Consider the following 14336-nt stretch of genomic DNA (forward strand, 5'->3'; position numbering starts at 1 on the left):
TTGGGTATGAAGCGCACAGTCGAGCCCAAGGTCCTGTACTTCGGCACCCCGGTCGTCCTGATCAGCAGCCGCAACCCCGACGGCACCACGAACCTCGCACCGATGTCGTCGGCCTGGTGGCTCGGCTACCACGCCATGCTCGGGATGGGAACGAGCTCGCAGACGGTCCAGAACCTCGTCGACCGTCCGGAGCTCGTCCTCAACCTGGCCGACCCCGCGATGGTCGCCGCCCTGGACCGGATCGCGCTGCTGACCGGCGCCGAGCAGATGTCGGCGTCCAAACGCGCCCGCGGCTACCGCTACGAGCCGGACAAGTTCCGCGCCGCCGGCCTGACCCGCTCCCCCGGCGAGCTGACCGGCCTCGACACCGTCGAGGAGAGCCCGATCACGCTCGAGGGCCGGATCGAGGCCATCCATCCGATCGGCGACCCGGACGACCATCTGTGCGCGCTGGCAATGAAGGTCGAGCAGGTCCAGGTTCGCGAGGACCTGCTGCTCGGCGATCACTACATCGATCCGCTCCGCTGGGATCCGCTGATCATGAAGTTCACCGAGTACTTCGCTGGTGGAGCTCCGGCGTACGAGTCGTCGCTGGCGCGGGGCTGGCAGATGCCGCCGCTGCAGGTCGGATGACGGTGCAGGCCATGCCGCCGATGATGAGCGCGGCGGCAACGGCCTGCTGGACGCCGACAGCTTCGCCGCGCAGCAGCCAGGCGGTCGCCATCCCGACGACTGGGACGAGCAGGGAGAACGGCGCGACCGTACTGGCGTCGTACTGGCGGAGCAGGTAACCCCAGACACCGAAGCCGAACAGGGTGGCGACGAAGGCCAGGAAGGCCAGCGCGCCGACACCGGTCAGGTCGATACCGCGGAGCGCGTCGAGGTCGGCCTGCGGCCCTTCGGTGGCCAGTGACAGGCCGAGCAGCGGGACGACGGCGACCGCGCTCACCCAGACCATGAAGCGCAGGGTGTCCTGTGGTTTCGCGTACCGGGTGATTGTGTTCGAGACGCCCCAGCAGGCGCCGGCCAGGATCACCAGCGCGACCGCGCCGACCGGGGCCGACAAGCCCCGGTCGAACAGGATCACCAGCATGCCCACGCAGGCGATCGCGATCCCGGCGAGCTGGGCCGGCCGGGGCCGCTCCCGGAGGACGGCGATCGCGAACACCACTGTGAAGATCACCTGGCACTGCAGGACGAGTGAGGCCAGCCCGGCCGGGACGCCGCGATCCATCGCGAAGAAGACCAGGCCGAACTTCGCGACCCCGAGCGCGAGTCCGACGCCGACGACGTACCGCCAGGCGACCCGCGGCCGGCCGAGCAGGAAGATCGCGGGGACGGCCGCGAAGAAGAACCGCAGCGCGGTGAACAGCAACGGCGGGAAGTCCTCCAGGCCGACCTCGATCACCACGAAGTTGACCCCCCAGATCGTGACGACGGTCAGGGCGAGGAGGAGGTCACGAGGCGTCATGCGGTCAAGTCTGAGCCGGGTCTAGACTTAAGCACCAGCACCGATTGCTACCGCCCTCGATGTAGGAGTGCTACATGATGGATCTCGGCCGGCTCCGCGCCCTGGACGCCGTCGCGCGGTACGGCTCGGTCAACCGGGCGGCCGACGTCCTCGGCTACACGCCGTCCGCCGTCTCCCAGCAGCTCGCCAAACTCGAGCGCGAGACCCGGACGACGCTGATCGAGCGGCAGGGCCGCGGGATCGCGCTCACCGACGCCGCCCGCGAGCTGGCCGCGACCGCGGCGCGCATCCTGGAGCTGGTCGAGGACGCCGAGCTCACGCTGGAGGAGCACCGCGGCGCGGCGATCGGCACCCTGCGGATCACCGCGTTCGCGACGTCCGCGCGCGGATTGTTGCCGACCGCCCTCAGCCGGCTGATCGCCGAGCATCCCGGCCTGGACATCCGGCTGACCGAGATCGACCCGTACGACGCCGTCGCGGCCGTCAGCCGGGGCGAGAGCGACATCGCGATCGTGCACGACTGGCACGACACCCCGCTCGCGCTGCCGGAGGGGCTGACCCGGGTCGAGCTCGGGTCCGATCCGGCCGACGTCCTGGTGCACGTCACCCACCGGCTCGCGGGGAAGGAGTTCGTCCGCGCACAGGATCTGGTCGGCGAGCGCTGGATCTGCCAGGTGCCGGGCTCGATCTGCCACGACTGGCTGGTACGGACGATGCGGCGGGTCGGCGTCGAGCCGGAGGTGGTTTGCTCAGTGGCTGAGTACCAGACCCAATTGGCGTTACTTGCCCAGGGCATCGGCATCGCGATGATTCCGCGACTCGGTCGCGGCCCGGTACCCGGCGAGGTGGTCGCGGTCCCGCTGCAGCCGGCGCCGTCCCGGCGGATTTACGCGGTCTGGCGGGAAATAACGTCCCGGCGGCCGGCGATCGCGGTGACGCTGGCGATGTTGCAGCGGGCCTGGCCGGAACGCGTCACCGCGTGATCGAAATTGATTACCTTGCGCGACCCGTTGACAACACTCAGCGCCAACATTAGGTTCCTCTGAAACTATCAGGAAACTTTCCTAATAGTTGTCTGCTTCGTCCCCGCCCCGACGCAGTAGGAGGTCTCCGAATGCAGATTCGCTCCTTGGCCGGCGCGCTCCTCGCCGCCGCCGCACTGTTCCCCGTGCTGACCACGACCGCCACCGCTGCCCCTGCGGCAGAGGCATCGGTCGCAGCACCGGCCGCCGACACCCCAGTATCCCGGAACGGGCAACTGCGGGTCTGCGGTCTGAAACTCTGTAATCAGAACGGCCAGCCCGTGCAACTGCGCGGGATGAGCACGCATGGTATCCAGTGGTATTCCAGCTGTCTGAAGACGGCGTCCCTGGACGCGCTGGCCTACGACTGGAAAGCCGACATCCTGCGCATCTCGATGTACGTGCAGGAAGGCGGTTACGAGACGAACCCGCGCAAGTTCACCGACATGGTGCACGGGTACATCGAGGAAGCCACCAAACGCGGGATGTACGCCCTGGTCGACTGGCACCAGCTCACGCCGGGCGACCCGAACGCCAACCTGGCCAGGGCGAAGACGTTCTTCACCGAGATCGCCGATCGGCACAAGAACAAGAACAACATCATCTACGACATCGCCAACGAGCCGAACGGCGTCAGCTGGGCCGGTATCAAGGCGTACGCCGAGCAGATGGTGCCGGTGATCCGGGCCAAGGACGCCGACTCGGTGATCTTCGTCGGCACCCACGGCTGGGCCTCGCTCGGCGTCTCCGACGGCCGCAACGAGTCCGACATCATCAACAACAAGATCAACGCGACGAACCTGATGTACACGTTCCACTTCTACGCCGCGTCGCACAAGCAGGAGTACTTCGACGCCCTGTCCCGGGCCTCGAACCAGATCCCGATCTTCGTCACGGAGTTCGGCACCCAGACCTACACCGGTGACGGCGGCAACGACTTCACCTGGTCGAAGAAGTACCTGGACTTCCTGAAGAGCAAGCAGATCGGGTGGACCAACTGGAACTTCTCCGACGACTTCCGCTCCGGCGCGGTCTTCAAGCAGGGCACCTGCGCGGGGAACAGCTTCACCGGAACGGGCCCCCTGAAGCCCGCCGGCGTCTGGATCCGCGATCGCATCATCAACCGCAACCTGTGAGATAGCATCACCCTGCGCGGGCCGCAGCCCGGCCCGCGCAGGATCCCACTTCGTCCCCGCCATGACGCAGTTGGAGGCAGTACCTTGATCCGCTCCCTCGTGGCCGGTGCCATGCTCGCCGCAGCCACCTTGGTCCCGGTCGCCACCGCTCAGGCGGCGCCCACCGCGGACACGCCGGTATCCCGCAACGGCCAGCTCCACGTGTGCGGGCTGAAGCTCTGTAACGAGAACGACCAGCCCGTGCAGCTGCGCGGCATGAGCAGCCACGGCATCCAGTGGTACTCCAGCTGTCTCAAGAAGGCGTCGCTGGACGCCCTCGCGACCGACTGGAAGGCCGACATCCTCCGGATCTCGATGTACGTCGCCAAGCAGGAGGGCGGCTACGAGACCAACCCGCGCAAGTTCACCGACATGGTGCACGGCTACATCGAAGAGGCCACCAAACGCGGGATGTACGCCCTGGTCGACTGGCACCAGCTCAGCCCGGGCGACCCGAACATCTACACGGCGAAGGCGAAGACCTTCTTCGCGGAGATCGCCGAACGGCACAAGGACAAGAACAACATCATCTACGACATCGCCAACGAGCCGAACGGCGTCAGCTGGTCGAAGGTGAAGTCGTACGCCGAGCAGGTGATCCCGACCATTCGCGCCAAGGACCCGGACAGCGTGATCTTCGTCGGCACGCACGCGTGGTCGTCGCTCGGCGTCTCCGACGGCCGGACCGAGGCCGACGTCCTGAACAACAAGATCAACGCGTCGAACATCATGTACACGTTCCACTTCTACGCCGCGTCACATCACCAGGAGTACTTCGACGCCCTGTCCCGGGCGGCGGCGAAGATCCCGATCTTCGTCACCGAGTTCGGCACCCAGGACTACGCCGGCGAGGGCCCGAACGACTTCACCTGGTCGAAGAAGTACCTCGACTTCCTGAAGAGCAAGCAGATCGGCTGGACGAACTGGAACTTCTCCGACGACGAGCGCTCCGGCGCCGTCTTCAAGGAGGGGACCTGTTCGGGGAACAGCTTCACCGGTACGTCGAAGCTGAAGCCCGCCGGGGTCTGGATCCGGGAACGGATCATCAACCGCAACCTCTGATCCGCCCGCCGCCCCCGACGTACGTAGAGGACTTCTTCATGATTCGCTCCCTGATGGCCGGCGCCCTGCTCGCCGCCGCCCTCGTAGTTCCTTCGGTTCCCGCCACGGCTGCCCCGGCCGCGGACACTCCGGTGTCGCGAAACGGTCAGCTGCGGGTCTGCGGCCTGAAGCTGTGCAACCAGAGTGGTAAGCCCGTGCAGCTGCGCGGGATGAGCACGCACGGCATCAACTGGTTCGCCAACTGCATCAAGACCGCGTCGCTGGACGCGCTGGCCTACGACTGGAAGGCCGACATCCTCCGCATCTCGATGTACGTCGCCGCGGAGGACGGCGGTTACGAGAGCGACCCGCGCAAGTTCACCGACATGGTGCACGGCTACATCGAAGAGGCGACCAAACGCGGCATGTACGCGCTGGTCGACTGGCACCAGCTCGACCCCGGCGACCCGAACATCTACACCGCCAAGGCCAAGACGTTCTTCGCCGAGATCGCCGAACGGCACAAGGACAAGAACAACATCATCTACGACATCGCCAACGAGCCCAACGGGGTCAGCTGGTCGGCCGTCAAGTCGTACGCCGAGCAGGTCATTCCGACCATTCGCGCGAAGGACTCCGACAGCGTGATCTTCGTCGGCACGCACGCGTGGTCGTCGCTCGGCGTCTCCGAGGACCGGACCGAGGCCGATGTCATCAACAACAAGATCAACGCCTCGAACCTGATGTACACCTTCCACTTCTACGCCGCGTCGCACCACCAGGAGTACTTCGACGCGTTGTCCCGCGCGGCCGCGAAGATCCCGATCTTCGTGACCGAGTTCGGCACCCAGAACTACAAGGGCGAAGACGCCAACGACTTCGTCTGGTCGAAGAAGTACCTCGATTTCCTGGCCAGCAAGCAGATCGGCTGGACCAACTGGAACTTCTCCGACGACCACCGCTCCGGCGCCGTCTTCAAGACCGGCACCTGCGCGGGCAACTCCTTCACCGGCACCTCCAAACTGAAGGAAGCCGGCATCTGGGTCCGCAACCAGATCCGCAACCGCTGAAAACCTCGCGTGGGCCTCGTCCCGGGCCCACGCGAAGCCGGCCGCACCGCCCCGCGGCCGGCCCCCGGCCTCGTCCGGCGCGACCGCCCCAGTCGCCCCGGCCGAGGCCGGCTGCGTTCTCCCACCGGATTCAGGGGGTGTTGAGCAGGTGGTGGAGTTTGGATTCGGTGGTGGGGTCGGTGGGGGTGTAGATGGTGAGGCGGAGTTGGCTGGATTGGGTCAGGTAGAGGACGGCGGGGTCTACTTTGAGGAGGCCCGCGGTGGGGTGGTCCAGGAGTTTGATGCGGGTGCTGGGGGCGGCGACGTCGTAGCGTTCCCAGAGGGTGGCGAACTCGGGGGAACGGGCCTGGAGGCTTTGGGTGAGCTCTTGCCAGGAGGGCTCGGTGAGGTGGTTGGCCAGGGCGGCGCGGTAGGCGGCGACCATGTGGTGCCGGGTGGACTCGGTGTCGGTGAAGTAGCAGTGCCAGCGGTCGGAGACGAACATCAGCCAGAGCATGTTCCGCTCGAGCAGGTCGACCTCGCGCAGATCGATCACGACCCGGCAGTAGGCCTCGTTGAACGCGAGGATGTCGTACCGCTCGTTCACGACGATCGCCGGATACGGCGAGACGGCGTCCAGCGTCTTCTGGATGGACTCCGGCAACAGCGTGCACTCCGCGGACGCCGGGCCGACCCGCAGCCCGGACAGCGTGAACAGGTGATTGGCCTCCTGGCGATCGAGCCGGAGCGTGCCGGCGATCGCCTCCAGCACCTGCGCCGACACGTTGATGTCGCGCCCCTGCTCCAGCCACGTGTACCAGGTCACACCGACCCCGGCGAGCAGCGCGACCTCCTCGCGCCGGAGCCCCGGCGTCCGGCGTCGCTGGCCCGGCGCGAAGCCGACCTCCTCCGGCTGGATCCGCTCCCGCCGGCTGCGCAGGAAGACCCCGAGCTCCCGCCGGCGCTCGACGCCGGCCGCTGACACAGTGGACATGTTCTCATCGTGCCCGAGCGCTCAACCTGGTGCCAGGTGCTGCGAGTACTAGGATAACCAGGCTCTCACCACCAGGATCAGCTCGGCCGCAGCCTGGTTCCATGACTGACCAGCTTCAGGCCACCGCCACCCCGGTCGCCGCGCCGTCCGGGCTCTCGGGAGTGGCCCTGACCTCGCTCTTGTTCGGCTCGCTGCTGCCGATGCTCTCGTTCTTCATGATCAACGTCTCGCTCCCCGCGATCGGCGCCGACCTGCACGCGGACGCCGGTGAGCTCCAGCTCGTCGTCGGCACGTACGGGATCGCAGTCGCGACCCTGCTGGTCGTCGGCGGCCGGCTCGGCGACGGGTTCGGCCGCCGCCGGCTGCTCCTGCTCGGCCTCGCCGGGTTCACCGTCGCCTCGGTGATCTGTGCGATCGCGCCGTCCGTCCCGGTCCTGCTGCTCGCGCGCGTCGCCCAGGGCGCGGCCGCGGCGGCGGTCACCCCACAGGTCCTCGCGTCGATCACCAGCCTGATGACCGGCGAGCACCGCACCCGCGGGATGGCGATGTTCGGCGTCGCCAACGGCATCTCCGCCGCGCTCGGGCAGATCCTCGGCGGCGTATTCGTGGACGCCGACCCGTTCGGCCTCGGCTGGCGCTCGGTCTTCATCGTCCTCGCGCTCGGCAGCCTGCTCGCACTGATCGCGATCGCGATCTCCGTCCCGGACAGCAAGGCCGTCCAAGCGCATCGCGTCGACCTCGTCGGCGCCGCCCTGCTCGCGGCGACGCTCGTCCTGCTGCTCCTCCCGCTGACCGAAGGTCGCGCCCTCGGCTGGCCGCTCTGGACCTGGCTCAGCCTCGCCGCCGTCGTCCCGGCGGTCGCCCTGCTCGCCGTCCACCAACGCCGCGCGGAACGCGCCGGACACGCGCCGCTGATCCCGCCGAGCGTGCTCCAGCACCGCGCGATGCGGATCGGCCTGTTGATGGCGGTCGGCTTCTTCACCAGCTTCGGCGGCTTCATGTTCACCTTCGCCCTCGCCACCCAGGCCGGCGCGCACCTGACCGCCCTCGAAGGCGGCCTCAGCCTGCTCCCCCTCGCGATCGGCTTCCTGATCACCTGCATCTGGGGCCCCGCACTCCAGCGCCGGTACGGCGTCGCCATGGTCGTCTGGGGCTGGATCATCGAGGCGGCCGGTTTCGTCCTGCTCGCCGTCGCCGCCCTCACCCTCTGGCCCGACGTGACCGTCTTCCGCCTCGCCCTCCCGATGCTCGTGATCGGCTTCGGCGGCGGCCTCGTCATGGTCCCCCTGATCGGCCTCGTCATCAGCCAGGTCCCACCCGCCCAGGCCGGCCTCGGCAGCGGCATCCTCCTCACCAGCCAACAAACCTGCCTCGCCTTCGGCGCCGCCACCGTAGGCACCGTCTACCTCACCCTCGCCACCACCCCCTGGAACCACAACGGCGCCCTAGCCGCCACCACCCTCGCCCTAGCCGCCATCACCTTGACCATGGCCCCCCTCACCAACAAACTCCGCCGCTGACCGTTCCCTTAGACTCCCCGGAGAAGGATGGGGGGTTGATGGACCGACTACGCAGGATCGGCCGGCGCGTCGACGAGCTCGCCCCCGCCGTCGGGAGAACAGTCGTCGCCTGCGCCGCCGCGTTCGGCCTGGTGATCCTCATCCTCGCGCTGCCGGGCGCCATTCGGGCCACACAGAACGAGGGCACCCCCGGCACCTTCACCACAGTGCGCAAGGAGTGCCGGCCGTGGTGGGAGAAGGGCGGCGGCGGCTGCACCTACCACGGCGACTTCACCAGCGACGACGGCAGCGTACGCCGTACCAACGTGCTGCTCGAAGGCGACGGCGCTCCGATCGGCGGCACGGTCCGAGCCCAAGACGTGGGCTCGACAGACCCCGGCGTCGTCTACCCACCGGGGTCGGACGACTGGATCCTCATCCTGCTGATGGCATTCGCCGCAGCCGGCTACCTCGTCTACTGCGGCTGGAAGATCGTGAGCTGGCGGCGCAGGACTACCAGCGCGAAGGGCGGCTGATCGCGGCCGGGAGTTTGGTCGCGTGGTTGCCGTGGGCGGCGTTGACCTGGGATTGGGTGAGGAAGAGGGCGTTGGTGAGGTCGGCTGCGGTGAGGTCCGCATCGCGGAGGTCGGCGCCGATGAGGTCTGCTTGGCGGAGGTTGGCGCCGGTCAGGTCGGCGGCGATCAGGTAGGCGCCGCGGAGGTTGGCGTTGGCGAGGTCGGCGTTGCGGAGGCGTTTGCCGATCAGGTCGGCGCCCCGGCGGTCCTTCTTCTTCGGCTGATTGCCGCGAACGAGGGAAGAAGTTGCCAGGAGCAACGTGTTGACCGCGGCCCGTTCCGCGGGGACGTCGACGGTCGCGAGATCCGGCGTCCGGGCAACGGTTTCGACGCGATCGGCGGCGGCGCGCAGGTCGGCGTGGATGCTGCGGGCCACGTCGTACTCGAGGGCTTCGGCGAGGTACCAGAGCAGCTCGTGCAGTTGGCGCAGGATCGGCAGCGCGGCGAACATCTCCTGCCCCGGCTGCTCGCGCCAGCTGACACCGGCCCGGCGCGAGATCTCCTGGCCGGCGCCGAAACAGTCGTAGACCGTGCAGCCCTGAAAGCCTTTCGGCCGCAGGTCACGGTGAATCGAGCAACCGAAACCGTCGTCCAGATTCGGGCAGGGCGAGCCGGCCGGTTTGTCGATCGCGAAGTCGGCCGACCGCGCGAAGGTCAGTGCGACACAGCAGAGCCCGAAACAGCTACCGCAGTCGGCGCGGAGCTCAGTTCTGGTCGGCAACCGTCTGGCCGGTCCGGCGCCAGCGGATACCGGCTTCGACGAACTCGTCGATCTCGCCGTCGAAGACGCTGGAGGTGTTGCCGGACTCGAACTGCGTCCGCAGGTCCTTCACCATCTGGTACGGGTGCAGGACGTAGGAGCGCATCTGGTCACCCCACGAGCCGGCGACGTCACCGCGCAGCGCGTCGATCTGGGCCCGCTCCTCGGCCTTCTTCAGCGCGAGCAGCTTGGCCTTCAGGATGACCATCGCGGAGGCCTTGTTCTGCAGCTGCGACTTCTCGTTCTGGCAGGAGACCACGGTGCCGGTCGGGATGTGCGTGAGCCGGACGGCGGAGTCGGTCGTGTTGACGCTCTGCCCACCCGGGCCGGACGACCGGTACACGTCGACCCGGATCTCCTCGTCCGGGACGTCGATCTCGTCGGTCTGCTCCAGCACCGGAACCACCTCGACCGCCGCGAACGACGTCTGCCGGCGGCCCTGGTTGTCGAACGGCGAGATCCGGACCAGCCGGTGCGTCCCCGACTCGACGCTCAGCGTTCCGTAGGCGTACGGCGCCTTGACCGCGAACGTGGTCGACTTGAGCCCGGCCTCCTCGGCGTACGACGTGTCGTAGACCTCGGTCGGGTAGCCGTGCCGCTCGGCCCAGCGCAGGTACATCCGCTGCAGCATCTCGGCGAAGTCCGCGGCGTCGACGCCACCGGCGCCGGAGCGGATCGTCACCAGCGCCTCGCGCTCGTCGTACTCGCCGGACAGCAGCGTGCGGACCTCGAGGGACTGGATCGCCTTGGCCAGCGAGCCGATCTCCTTCTCCGCCTCGGCCAGGCTGTCGGCGTCGTTCTCCTCGCGGCCGAGCTCGACCAGGACGCCGAGGTCCTCGAGCCGGCCGCGCAACCCGGTGACCCGCTCCAGGTCGGCCTGCAGGCTGGACAGCCGCGACGTCACCTTCTGCGCGTTCGCCTGGTCGTCCCACAGGTCCGGCGCGGCGACCTCCTCACCGAGCCCGGCGATCTCCGTGCGCAGGGCAGGGAGATCCATCACCTTCTCGATCGAGGTCAGCGTTGCGTCGAGCTGCTTCTGCTCAGCGTCGAAATCCAGTCCAGCCACAACCATGCAGCGTACCCGCTACGCGGTCGTAGCCGTTAAACCGTTTCTGAGGATCGCGAAGACCTTCGTCACAGCGAGCTCCAGCTGCTCCTGCGCGGCGACCAGCTCGGCCGCGCCGGCGTCTTCGGGGAGGAGGTGCAGCAGCTCGTCCTCCAGGACATTCTGGGCGGCGGCGTACTGGGCGGCGAGCAGACGGTTGCGCAGCCGGTCCGGCCCGCGCTCGTCGAGGGCCGCGGCCAGGTCGACGACCAACTCGTCGGCCTGCAGCCGACGCCGGGCCGACAGCGCGGGGCTGCCGTCGATCGTCCGGACGAACAGCCGCCAGGTCGCCAGATGCCCGACAGCCAGCCGCTCCCGGATCGAGGCCAGGTAGTGCGCCTGCAGCGCGTCCAGCGGATCGCCGGACGCCGCCCGGACCGCGCGCGCAGGGCCGACCCACCAGCCGTCCTCGTCGAAGAACAGATCTTCCTTGGCCGGGAAGTGATTGAAGACAGTCTGGACGGCGACGTCCGCGGCGCGGGCCACCTCGGCCACCGTCACCGCGTCGAACCCGCGCTCGAGGAACAGCCCGGTCGCGACGTCCGAGATGGCCTGCCGCGTCTGCTGCTTCTTGCGTTCCCGCCGCCCGATCTCCATTGCGGGCACCTTAGCGGATCTGCTTTACTGAGCCCAATCTTAGAGTGACTACAATTTTGGAGCTCATACAATGACAATCCTCGTCACCGGCGGTCGCGGTGCGATCGCCCGCGCCGTCATCGCCGGTCTCCGCGATGCCGGCCACGACGTCCGCATCGCCTCTCGCGCACCGGACGACGTCCCCGGCGCGGTCGCCTACGACCCCGAGGACCCGCGTCCGGCGCTCGAAGGCATCAGTCAGGTCTTCCTGTACGCCGATCGCTCGGCCCCGGGCGCATTCGTCGCGGCATCCGAGGCCGCGGGTGTGAAGCACGTCGTCCTGCTCTCATCGCTGTCCGCACTCGACGGACCGGCCGACCCGCATGCCAAAGCCGAGCGCGCGGTCGGTGCGGGCTCGTACGCGACCACCTACCTGCAGCCGGGCGCCTTCATGAGCAACGCGCGTTTCTGGGCGTACCAGGCCCGTGCGACCGGTCAGATCCGGTTGCCGTATCTGGAGGCCGAGGAGGCGCCGATCCATGAGCAGGACATCGCGGACGCCGCCGTCCGGGTTCTGCTCGACGGACCGGGCAGCGGACACGACGGCCGCGGCTATCCGCTCACCGGGCCGGAGTCCATGACCCGACGCGAGCAGATCGCGCGGATCGGCGTACCGATCGAGGCGGTCGATCTGACAGCCGAACAGGCGCGGGAGGAGATGGGCATCCGGGACGCGGGCCAGCGCGAGACCCTGTTGGCGTACTGGGCCTCGCGCGTCGGCTCACCGCATCCGATCGAGCCGGGTGTCGAACTGCTCACTGGTCACCCGGCCCGGAGCTGGCAGACCTGGCTGGCGGACCATCCAGGTCTGTTCGACTAGCGACCCTGCAGTGCCTTCACGTTGTCGCCGAAGGTCCAGTTCTTCGAGCCGTCCCAGTTGATCGACCAGGTCATCAGACCCTTGAGCTGGCCGTTGAAGCTGTTCCAGGACTGCGAGACGAGTGACGGCGACATGTGGCCACCGCCGGCGCCGACCTGAGCAGGCAGCCCGGGGACCTGCTTGTCGTACGGAACGCGGATGGTGACGCCCTGAATGACCAGACCGTTGTTCAGACAGGTCGTCTGCGCCACGAAGCCCTGGACCGTGCCGGCGTTGTACGAGTCGCCAGAACAGCCGTACATGCTGCCGTTGTAGTACTGCATGTTCAGCCACCAGAGGCGCCCGTTGTCGGCGTACTTCTTGATGATCGGCAGGTACGAGCCCCAGATGGAGCCGTAGGTGACGCTGCCACCGGTCACGTACGCCGTCTCCGGCGCCATCGTCAGACCGAAGTTCGACGGCATCTGGGCGAGTACTCCGTCGATGATCCGGATCAGGTTCGCCTGCGAGGTCGACAGCTGGTTGATATTGCCGCTACCGGTCAGGCCGGTCTCGATGTCGATGTCGATCCCGTCGAAGTTGTACCGCTTCAGGATCGGGACTACGGTCGCGACGAACCGGTCCGCGACGGCCGACGAGCTGAGGTCGATGCCGGCGGTGGCGCCGCCGATCGAGAGCAGGATGGTCTGCCCGGCGGCCTTCGCCTGGCACATCTCCGCGGGCGTCGCGACCTTGACGGTCGAGTCCATCCCGTCCTCCCACTTGACCGTGCCGTCGGACAGGATCACCGGGAAGGCCGCGTTGATGACGTTGTAGCCGTGCTGACCGATCCGCGCGTCGGTGATCGGCGTCCAGCCGAACGGCGGGTGGACGCCGTTCGACGCGCCGTCCCAGTTCTCCCAGTAGCCGTGCAGCACCTTGCCGGCCGGGCGCGACTTCACCGCGCAGGTGACGTCGTTCGGCGGGGTAGTCGGTGGCGTCGTGGGCGGTGTGGTCGGCGGGGTGTTGTCACACGCGCCGAGGTCCTGCCAGAGCGAGGGGGTCGAGGCCGGCGTCCAACCGGCGCCAGGGTGGGCCGTGTGCGCCGACCGTGCCTGGTAGAGCCGGCCCTGATAGGTCACCTGGGCGCCGACCGCATAAGTATTGCCTTCGGCCCAGGCCGGTGCCGTACAGGCCACCGTCACCGCGGCTGAGCTGGTCTGCCCGGCCTGGGCGACCAGCCCGGCCGACCCGAACAGGAGTCCGATCGCGACAGCACTCGCAGCGACCACACCGGCTCGTCGATTCATGGCGACTCCCATCCAATACGCAGCGACCTTTCGTTTCTTCACCGTAGGGCGTGCTCACGGCGGCTGCTACGACATGGCGGAAACCCGCCACTCAGGTTTAGGGCAGGATCGCGTCGACGTAGCCGCCGTCGACACGGAGGGCGCCGCCCGTGGTCGCGGAGGCCTGCTCGGAGCTGAGATAGACGACCAGATTGCCGATCTCATGCGGCTCGATCAGCCGCTCGATCAGCGAGTACGGCCGGTGCTCACGCATGAACTGCCGCTGCGCGGCGTCCCACTCCTGATCTTCGCCGACCAGCTCGTGCACGAAGTCCTCGACACCGGGCGTATGCGTCGGCCCGGCGATCACCGAGTTGACCGTCACCCCAGTACCGGCCGCCGCCTTCGCGTAGCCGCGGGTAACAGCGAGCAGCGCCGTCTTCGTCACGCCGTAGTGGACCATCTCGATCGGCGTCACCACGGCCGAGTCGCTGGCAATGTTCTGCACCCGACCGAAACCGCGCTCGATCATCCCCGGCAGATACATCCGAATCAGCCGGACGGCGGACAACACGTTGACCTCGAAGTACCGGCGCCACTCGTCATCGTCGATCTCCAGCACCGGCTTCGCCCCGAAGATCCCCAAGTTGTTGACCAAAATATCCAGTTCAGGCACCTGCTCCCGCAACTGCCCGGCCCCCTCAGCCGACGCCAAATCAGCGCCCACGGCAACCACCTCAGCCCCAGCCACCTCCTTACGCACCTGCGCAGCAGCCGCCTCGGTCTTGTCCGCCGTCCGCCCGTTCACCACCACCGAAGCACCAGCCCTGGCCAACTCAGTCGCAATCGCCAGCCCAATCCCCTGACTCGACCCCGAAACCAGCGCCCGCCGTCCGCTCAAATCGATCTTCATTTCCCCAT

At 67.9% G+C, this 14336-nt stretch carries 15 protein-coding genes; 8 read left to right on the forward strand and 7 right to left on the reverse strand.

The window, feature by feature from the left end:
• The first annotated feature begins 6 nt into the window (after window positions 1-6).
• The gene (locus ACZ6ZD_RS24780) at window positions 7-633 is read left to right on the forward strand and encodes a flavin reductase family protein (protein ID WP_465675940.1); all 627 of its coding nucleotides are present in this window, start codon (window positions 7-9) and stop codon (window positions 631-633) included.
• Here the strand turns inward: ACZ6ZD_RS24780 and ACZ6ZD_RS24785 are convergent.
• Entirely contained in the window at window positions 548-1471 is a 924-nt protein-coding gene (locus tag ACZ6ZD_RS24785) for an EamA family transporter (RefSeq protein WP_465675942.1), read from the reverse strand. The two genes, ACZ6ZD_RS24780 and ACZ6ZD_RS24785, sit on opposite strands and share 86 nt — an antisense overlap.
• A gap of 74 nt (window positions 1472-1545) precedes the next feature.
• Here ACZ6ZD_RS24785 and ACZ6ZD_RS24790 point away from each other — a divergent pair, with 74 nt between their 5' ends.
• From ACZ6ZD_RS24790 to ACZ6ZD_RS24805, 4 genes are all read left to right on the forward strand, one after another.
• A complete protein-coding gene (locus ACZ6ZD_RS24790) occupies window positions 1546-2454 on the forward strand; it encodes a LysR family transcriptional regulator (protein ID WP_465675944.1) in 909 nt (302 codons plus the stop codon).
• Between the two features lie 131 nt (window positions 2455-2585).
• Window positions 2586-3629, forward strand: coding sequence for a glycoside hydrolase family 5 protein (locus ACZ6ZD_RS24795; RefSeq protein WP_465675946.1), 1044 nt, complete (start codon window positions 2586-2588; stop codon window positions 3627-3629).
• Window positions 3630-3713: 84 nt separating this feature from the next.
• Window positions 3714-4730: a glycoside hydrolase family 5 protein gene (locus ACZ6ZD_RS24800; RefSeq protein WP_465675948.1), complete on the forward strand. Its 1017-nt coding sequence runs from the start codon at window positions 3714-3716 to the stop codon at window positions 4728-4730.
• 38 nt (window positions 4731-4768) lie between these two features.
• Window positions 4769-5779 (forward strand): glycoside hydrolase family 5 protein, encoded by a 1011-nt coding sequence (locus ACZ6ZD_RS24805; protein ID WP_465675950.1) that lies wholly within the window; start codon window positions 4769-4771, stop codon window positions 5777-5779.
• 130 nt (window positions 5780-5909) lie between these two features.
• On the opposite strand, the gene ACZ6ZD_RS24810 is transcribed toward ACZ6ZD_RS24805, so the two are convergent.
• The gene (locus ACZ6ZD_RS24810) at window positions 5910-6752 is read right to left on the reverse strand and encodes a helix-turn-helix transcriptional regulator (protein WP_465675952.1); all 843 of its coding nucleotides are present in this window, start codon (window positions 6750-6752) and stop codon (window positions 5910-5912) included.
• 101 nt (window positions 6753-6853) lie between these two features.
• On the opposite strand from ACZ6ZD_RS24810, the gene ACZ6ZD_RS24815 reads away from it, so the two are divergent.
• Together ACZ6ZD_RS24815 and ACZ6ZD_RS24820 are read left to right on the forward strand one after the other, a co-directional pair.
• On the forward strand, window positions 6854-8272 hold the full coding sequence (locus tag ACZ6ZD_RS24815) for an MFS transporter (RefSeq protein WP_465675954.1): 1419 nt from the start codon (window positions 6854-6856) through the stop codon (window positions 8270-8272).
• 38 nt (window positions 8273-8310) lie between these two features.
• Complete coding sequence (locus ACZ6ZD_RS24820) at window positions 8311-8787, forward strand: hypothetical protein (protein WP_465675956.1); 477 nt, start codon at window positions 8311-8313, stop codon at window positions 8785-8787.
• Here the strand turns inward: ACZ6ZD_RS24820 and ACZ6ZD_RS24825 are convergent.
• Genes ACZ6ZD_RS24825 through ACZ6ZD_RS24835 form a run of 3 tightly spaced genes read right to left on the reverse strand, consistent with a single transcriptional unit; the run spans window position 8765 to window position 11288 of the window.
• Window positions 8765-9547: a pentapeptide repeat-containing protein gene (locus ACZ6ZD_RS24825; RefSeq protein WP_465675958.1), complete on the reverse strand. Its 783-nt coding sequence runs from the start codon at window positions 9545-9547 to the stop codon at window positions 8765-8767. The two genes, ACZ6ZD_RS24820 and ACZ6ZD_RS24825, sit on opposite strands and share 23 nt — an antisense overlap.
• Window positions 9531-10652, reverse strand: coding sequence for a peptide chain release factor 2 (gene prfB, locus ACZ6ZD_RS24830; protein ID WP_465675960.1), 1122 nt, complete (start codon window positions 10650-10652; stop codon window positions 9531-9533). Before prfB ends, ACZ6ZD_RS24825 begins: the two co-directional genes overlap by 17 nt.
• Window positions 10653-10670: 18 nt before the next feature.
• Complete coding sequence (locus ACZ6ZD_RS24835; RefSeq protein ID WP_465675962.1) at window positions 10671-11288, reverse strand: TetR/AcrR family transcriptional regulator; 618 nt, start codon at window positions 11286-11288, stop codon at window positions 10671-10673.
• Between the two features lie 70 nt (window positions 11289-11358).
• On the opposite strand from ACZ6ZD_RS24835, the gene ACZ6ZD_RS24840 reads away from it, so the two are divergent.
• Window positions 11359-12147 (forward strand): SDR family oxidoreductase, encoded by a 789-nt coding sequence (locus ACZ6ZD_RS24840; protein ID WP_465675964.1) that lies wholly within the window; start codon window positions 11359-11361, stop codon window positions 12145-12147.
• Here the strand turns inward: ACZ6ZD_RS24840 and ACZ6ZD_RS24845 are convergent.
• Together ACZ6ZD_RS24845 and ACZ6ZD_RS24850 are read right to left on the reverse strand one after the other, a co-directional pair.
• Complete coding sequence (locus ACZ6ZD_RS24845) at window positions 12144-13436, reverse strand: carbohydrate-binding protein (RefSeq protein WP_465675966.1); 1293 nt, start codon at window positions 13434-13436, stop codon at window positions 12144-12146. The two genes, ACZ6ZD_RS24840 and ACZ6ZD_RS24845, sit on opposite strands and share 4 nt — an antisense overlap.
• A 97-nt stretch (window positions 13437-13533) precedes the next feature.
• Window positions 13534-14328 (reverse strand): SDR family NAD(P)-dependent oxidoreductase, encoded by a 795-nt coding sequence (locus tag ACZ6ZD_RS24850; RefSeq protein WP_465675968.1) that lies wholly within the window; start codon window positions 14326-14328, stop codon window positions 13534-13536.
• Between the last annotated feature and the right edge of the window lie 8 nt (window positions 14329-14336).

The sequence above is a fragment of the Kribbella sp. NPDC104218 genome (genome assembly GCF_055584105.1).

Bases quoted from the DNA above. Each gene is read 5' to 3' on its own strand.
- ACZ6ZD_RS24780 (WP_465675940.1), top strand. From the start codon at position 7: ATGAAGCGCACAGTCGAGCCCAAGGTCCTGTACTTCGGCACCCCGGTC.
- ACZ6ZD_RS24785 (WP_465675942.1), bottom strand. From the start codon at position 1,471: ATGACGCCTCGTGACCTCCTCCTCGCCCTGACCGTCGTCACGATCTGG.
- ACZ6ZD_RS24790 (WP_465675944.1), top strand. From the start codon at position 1,546: ATGATGGATCTCGGCCGGCTCCGCGCCCTGGACGCCGTCGCGCGGTAC.
- ACZ6ZD_RS24795 (WP_465675946.1), top strand. From the start codon at position 2,586: ATGCAGATTCGCTCCTTGGCCGGCGCGCTCCTCGCCGCCGCCGCACTG.
- ACZ6ZD_RS24805 (WP_465675950.1), top strand. From the start codon at position 4,769: ATGATTCGCTCCCTGATGGCCGGCGCCCTGCTCGCCGCCGCCCTCGTA.
- ACZ6ZD_RS24810 (WP_465675952.1), bottom strand. From the start codon at position 6,752: ATGTCCACTGTGTCAGCGGCCGGCGTCGAGCGCCGGCGGGAGCTCGGG.
- ACZ6ZD_RS24815 (WP_465675954.1), top strand. From the start codon at position 6,854: ATGACTGACCAGCTTCAGGCCACCGCCACCCCGGTCGCCGCGCCGTCC.
- ACZ6ZD_RS24820 (WP_465675956.1), top strand. From the start codon at position 8,311: ATGGACCGACTACGCAGGATCGGCCGGCGCGTCGACGAGCTCGCCCCC.
- ACZ6ZD_RS24835 (WP_465675962.1), bottom strand. From the start codon at position 11,288: ATGGAGATCGGGCGGCGGGAACGCAAGAAGCAGCAGACGCGGCAGGCC.
- ACZ6ZD_RS24840 (WP_465675964.1), top strand. From the start codon at position 11,359: ATGACAATCCTCGTCACCGGCGGTCGCGGTGCGATCGCCCGCGCCGTC.
- ACZ6ZD_RS24845 (WP_465675966.1), bottom strand. From the start codon at position 13,436: ATGAATCGACGAGCCGGTGTGGTCGCTGCGAGTGCTGTCGCGATCGGA.
- ACZ6ZD_RS24850 (WP_465675968.1), bottom strand. From the start codon at position 14,328: ATGAAGATCGATTTGAGCGGACGGCGGGCGCTGGTTTCGGGGTCGAGT.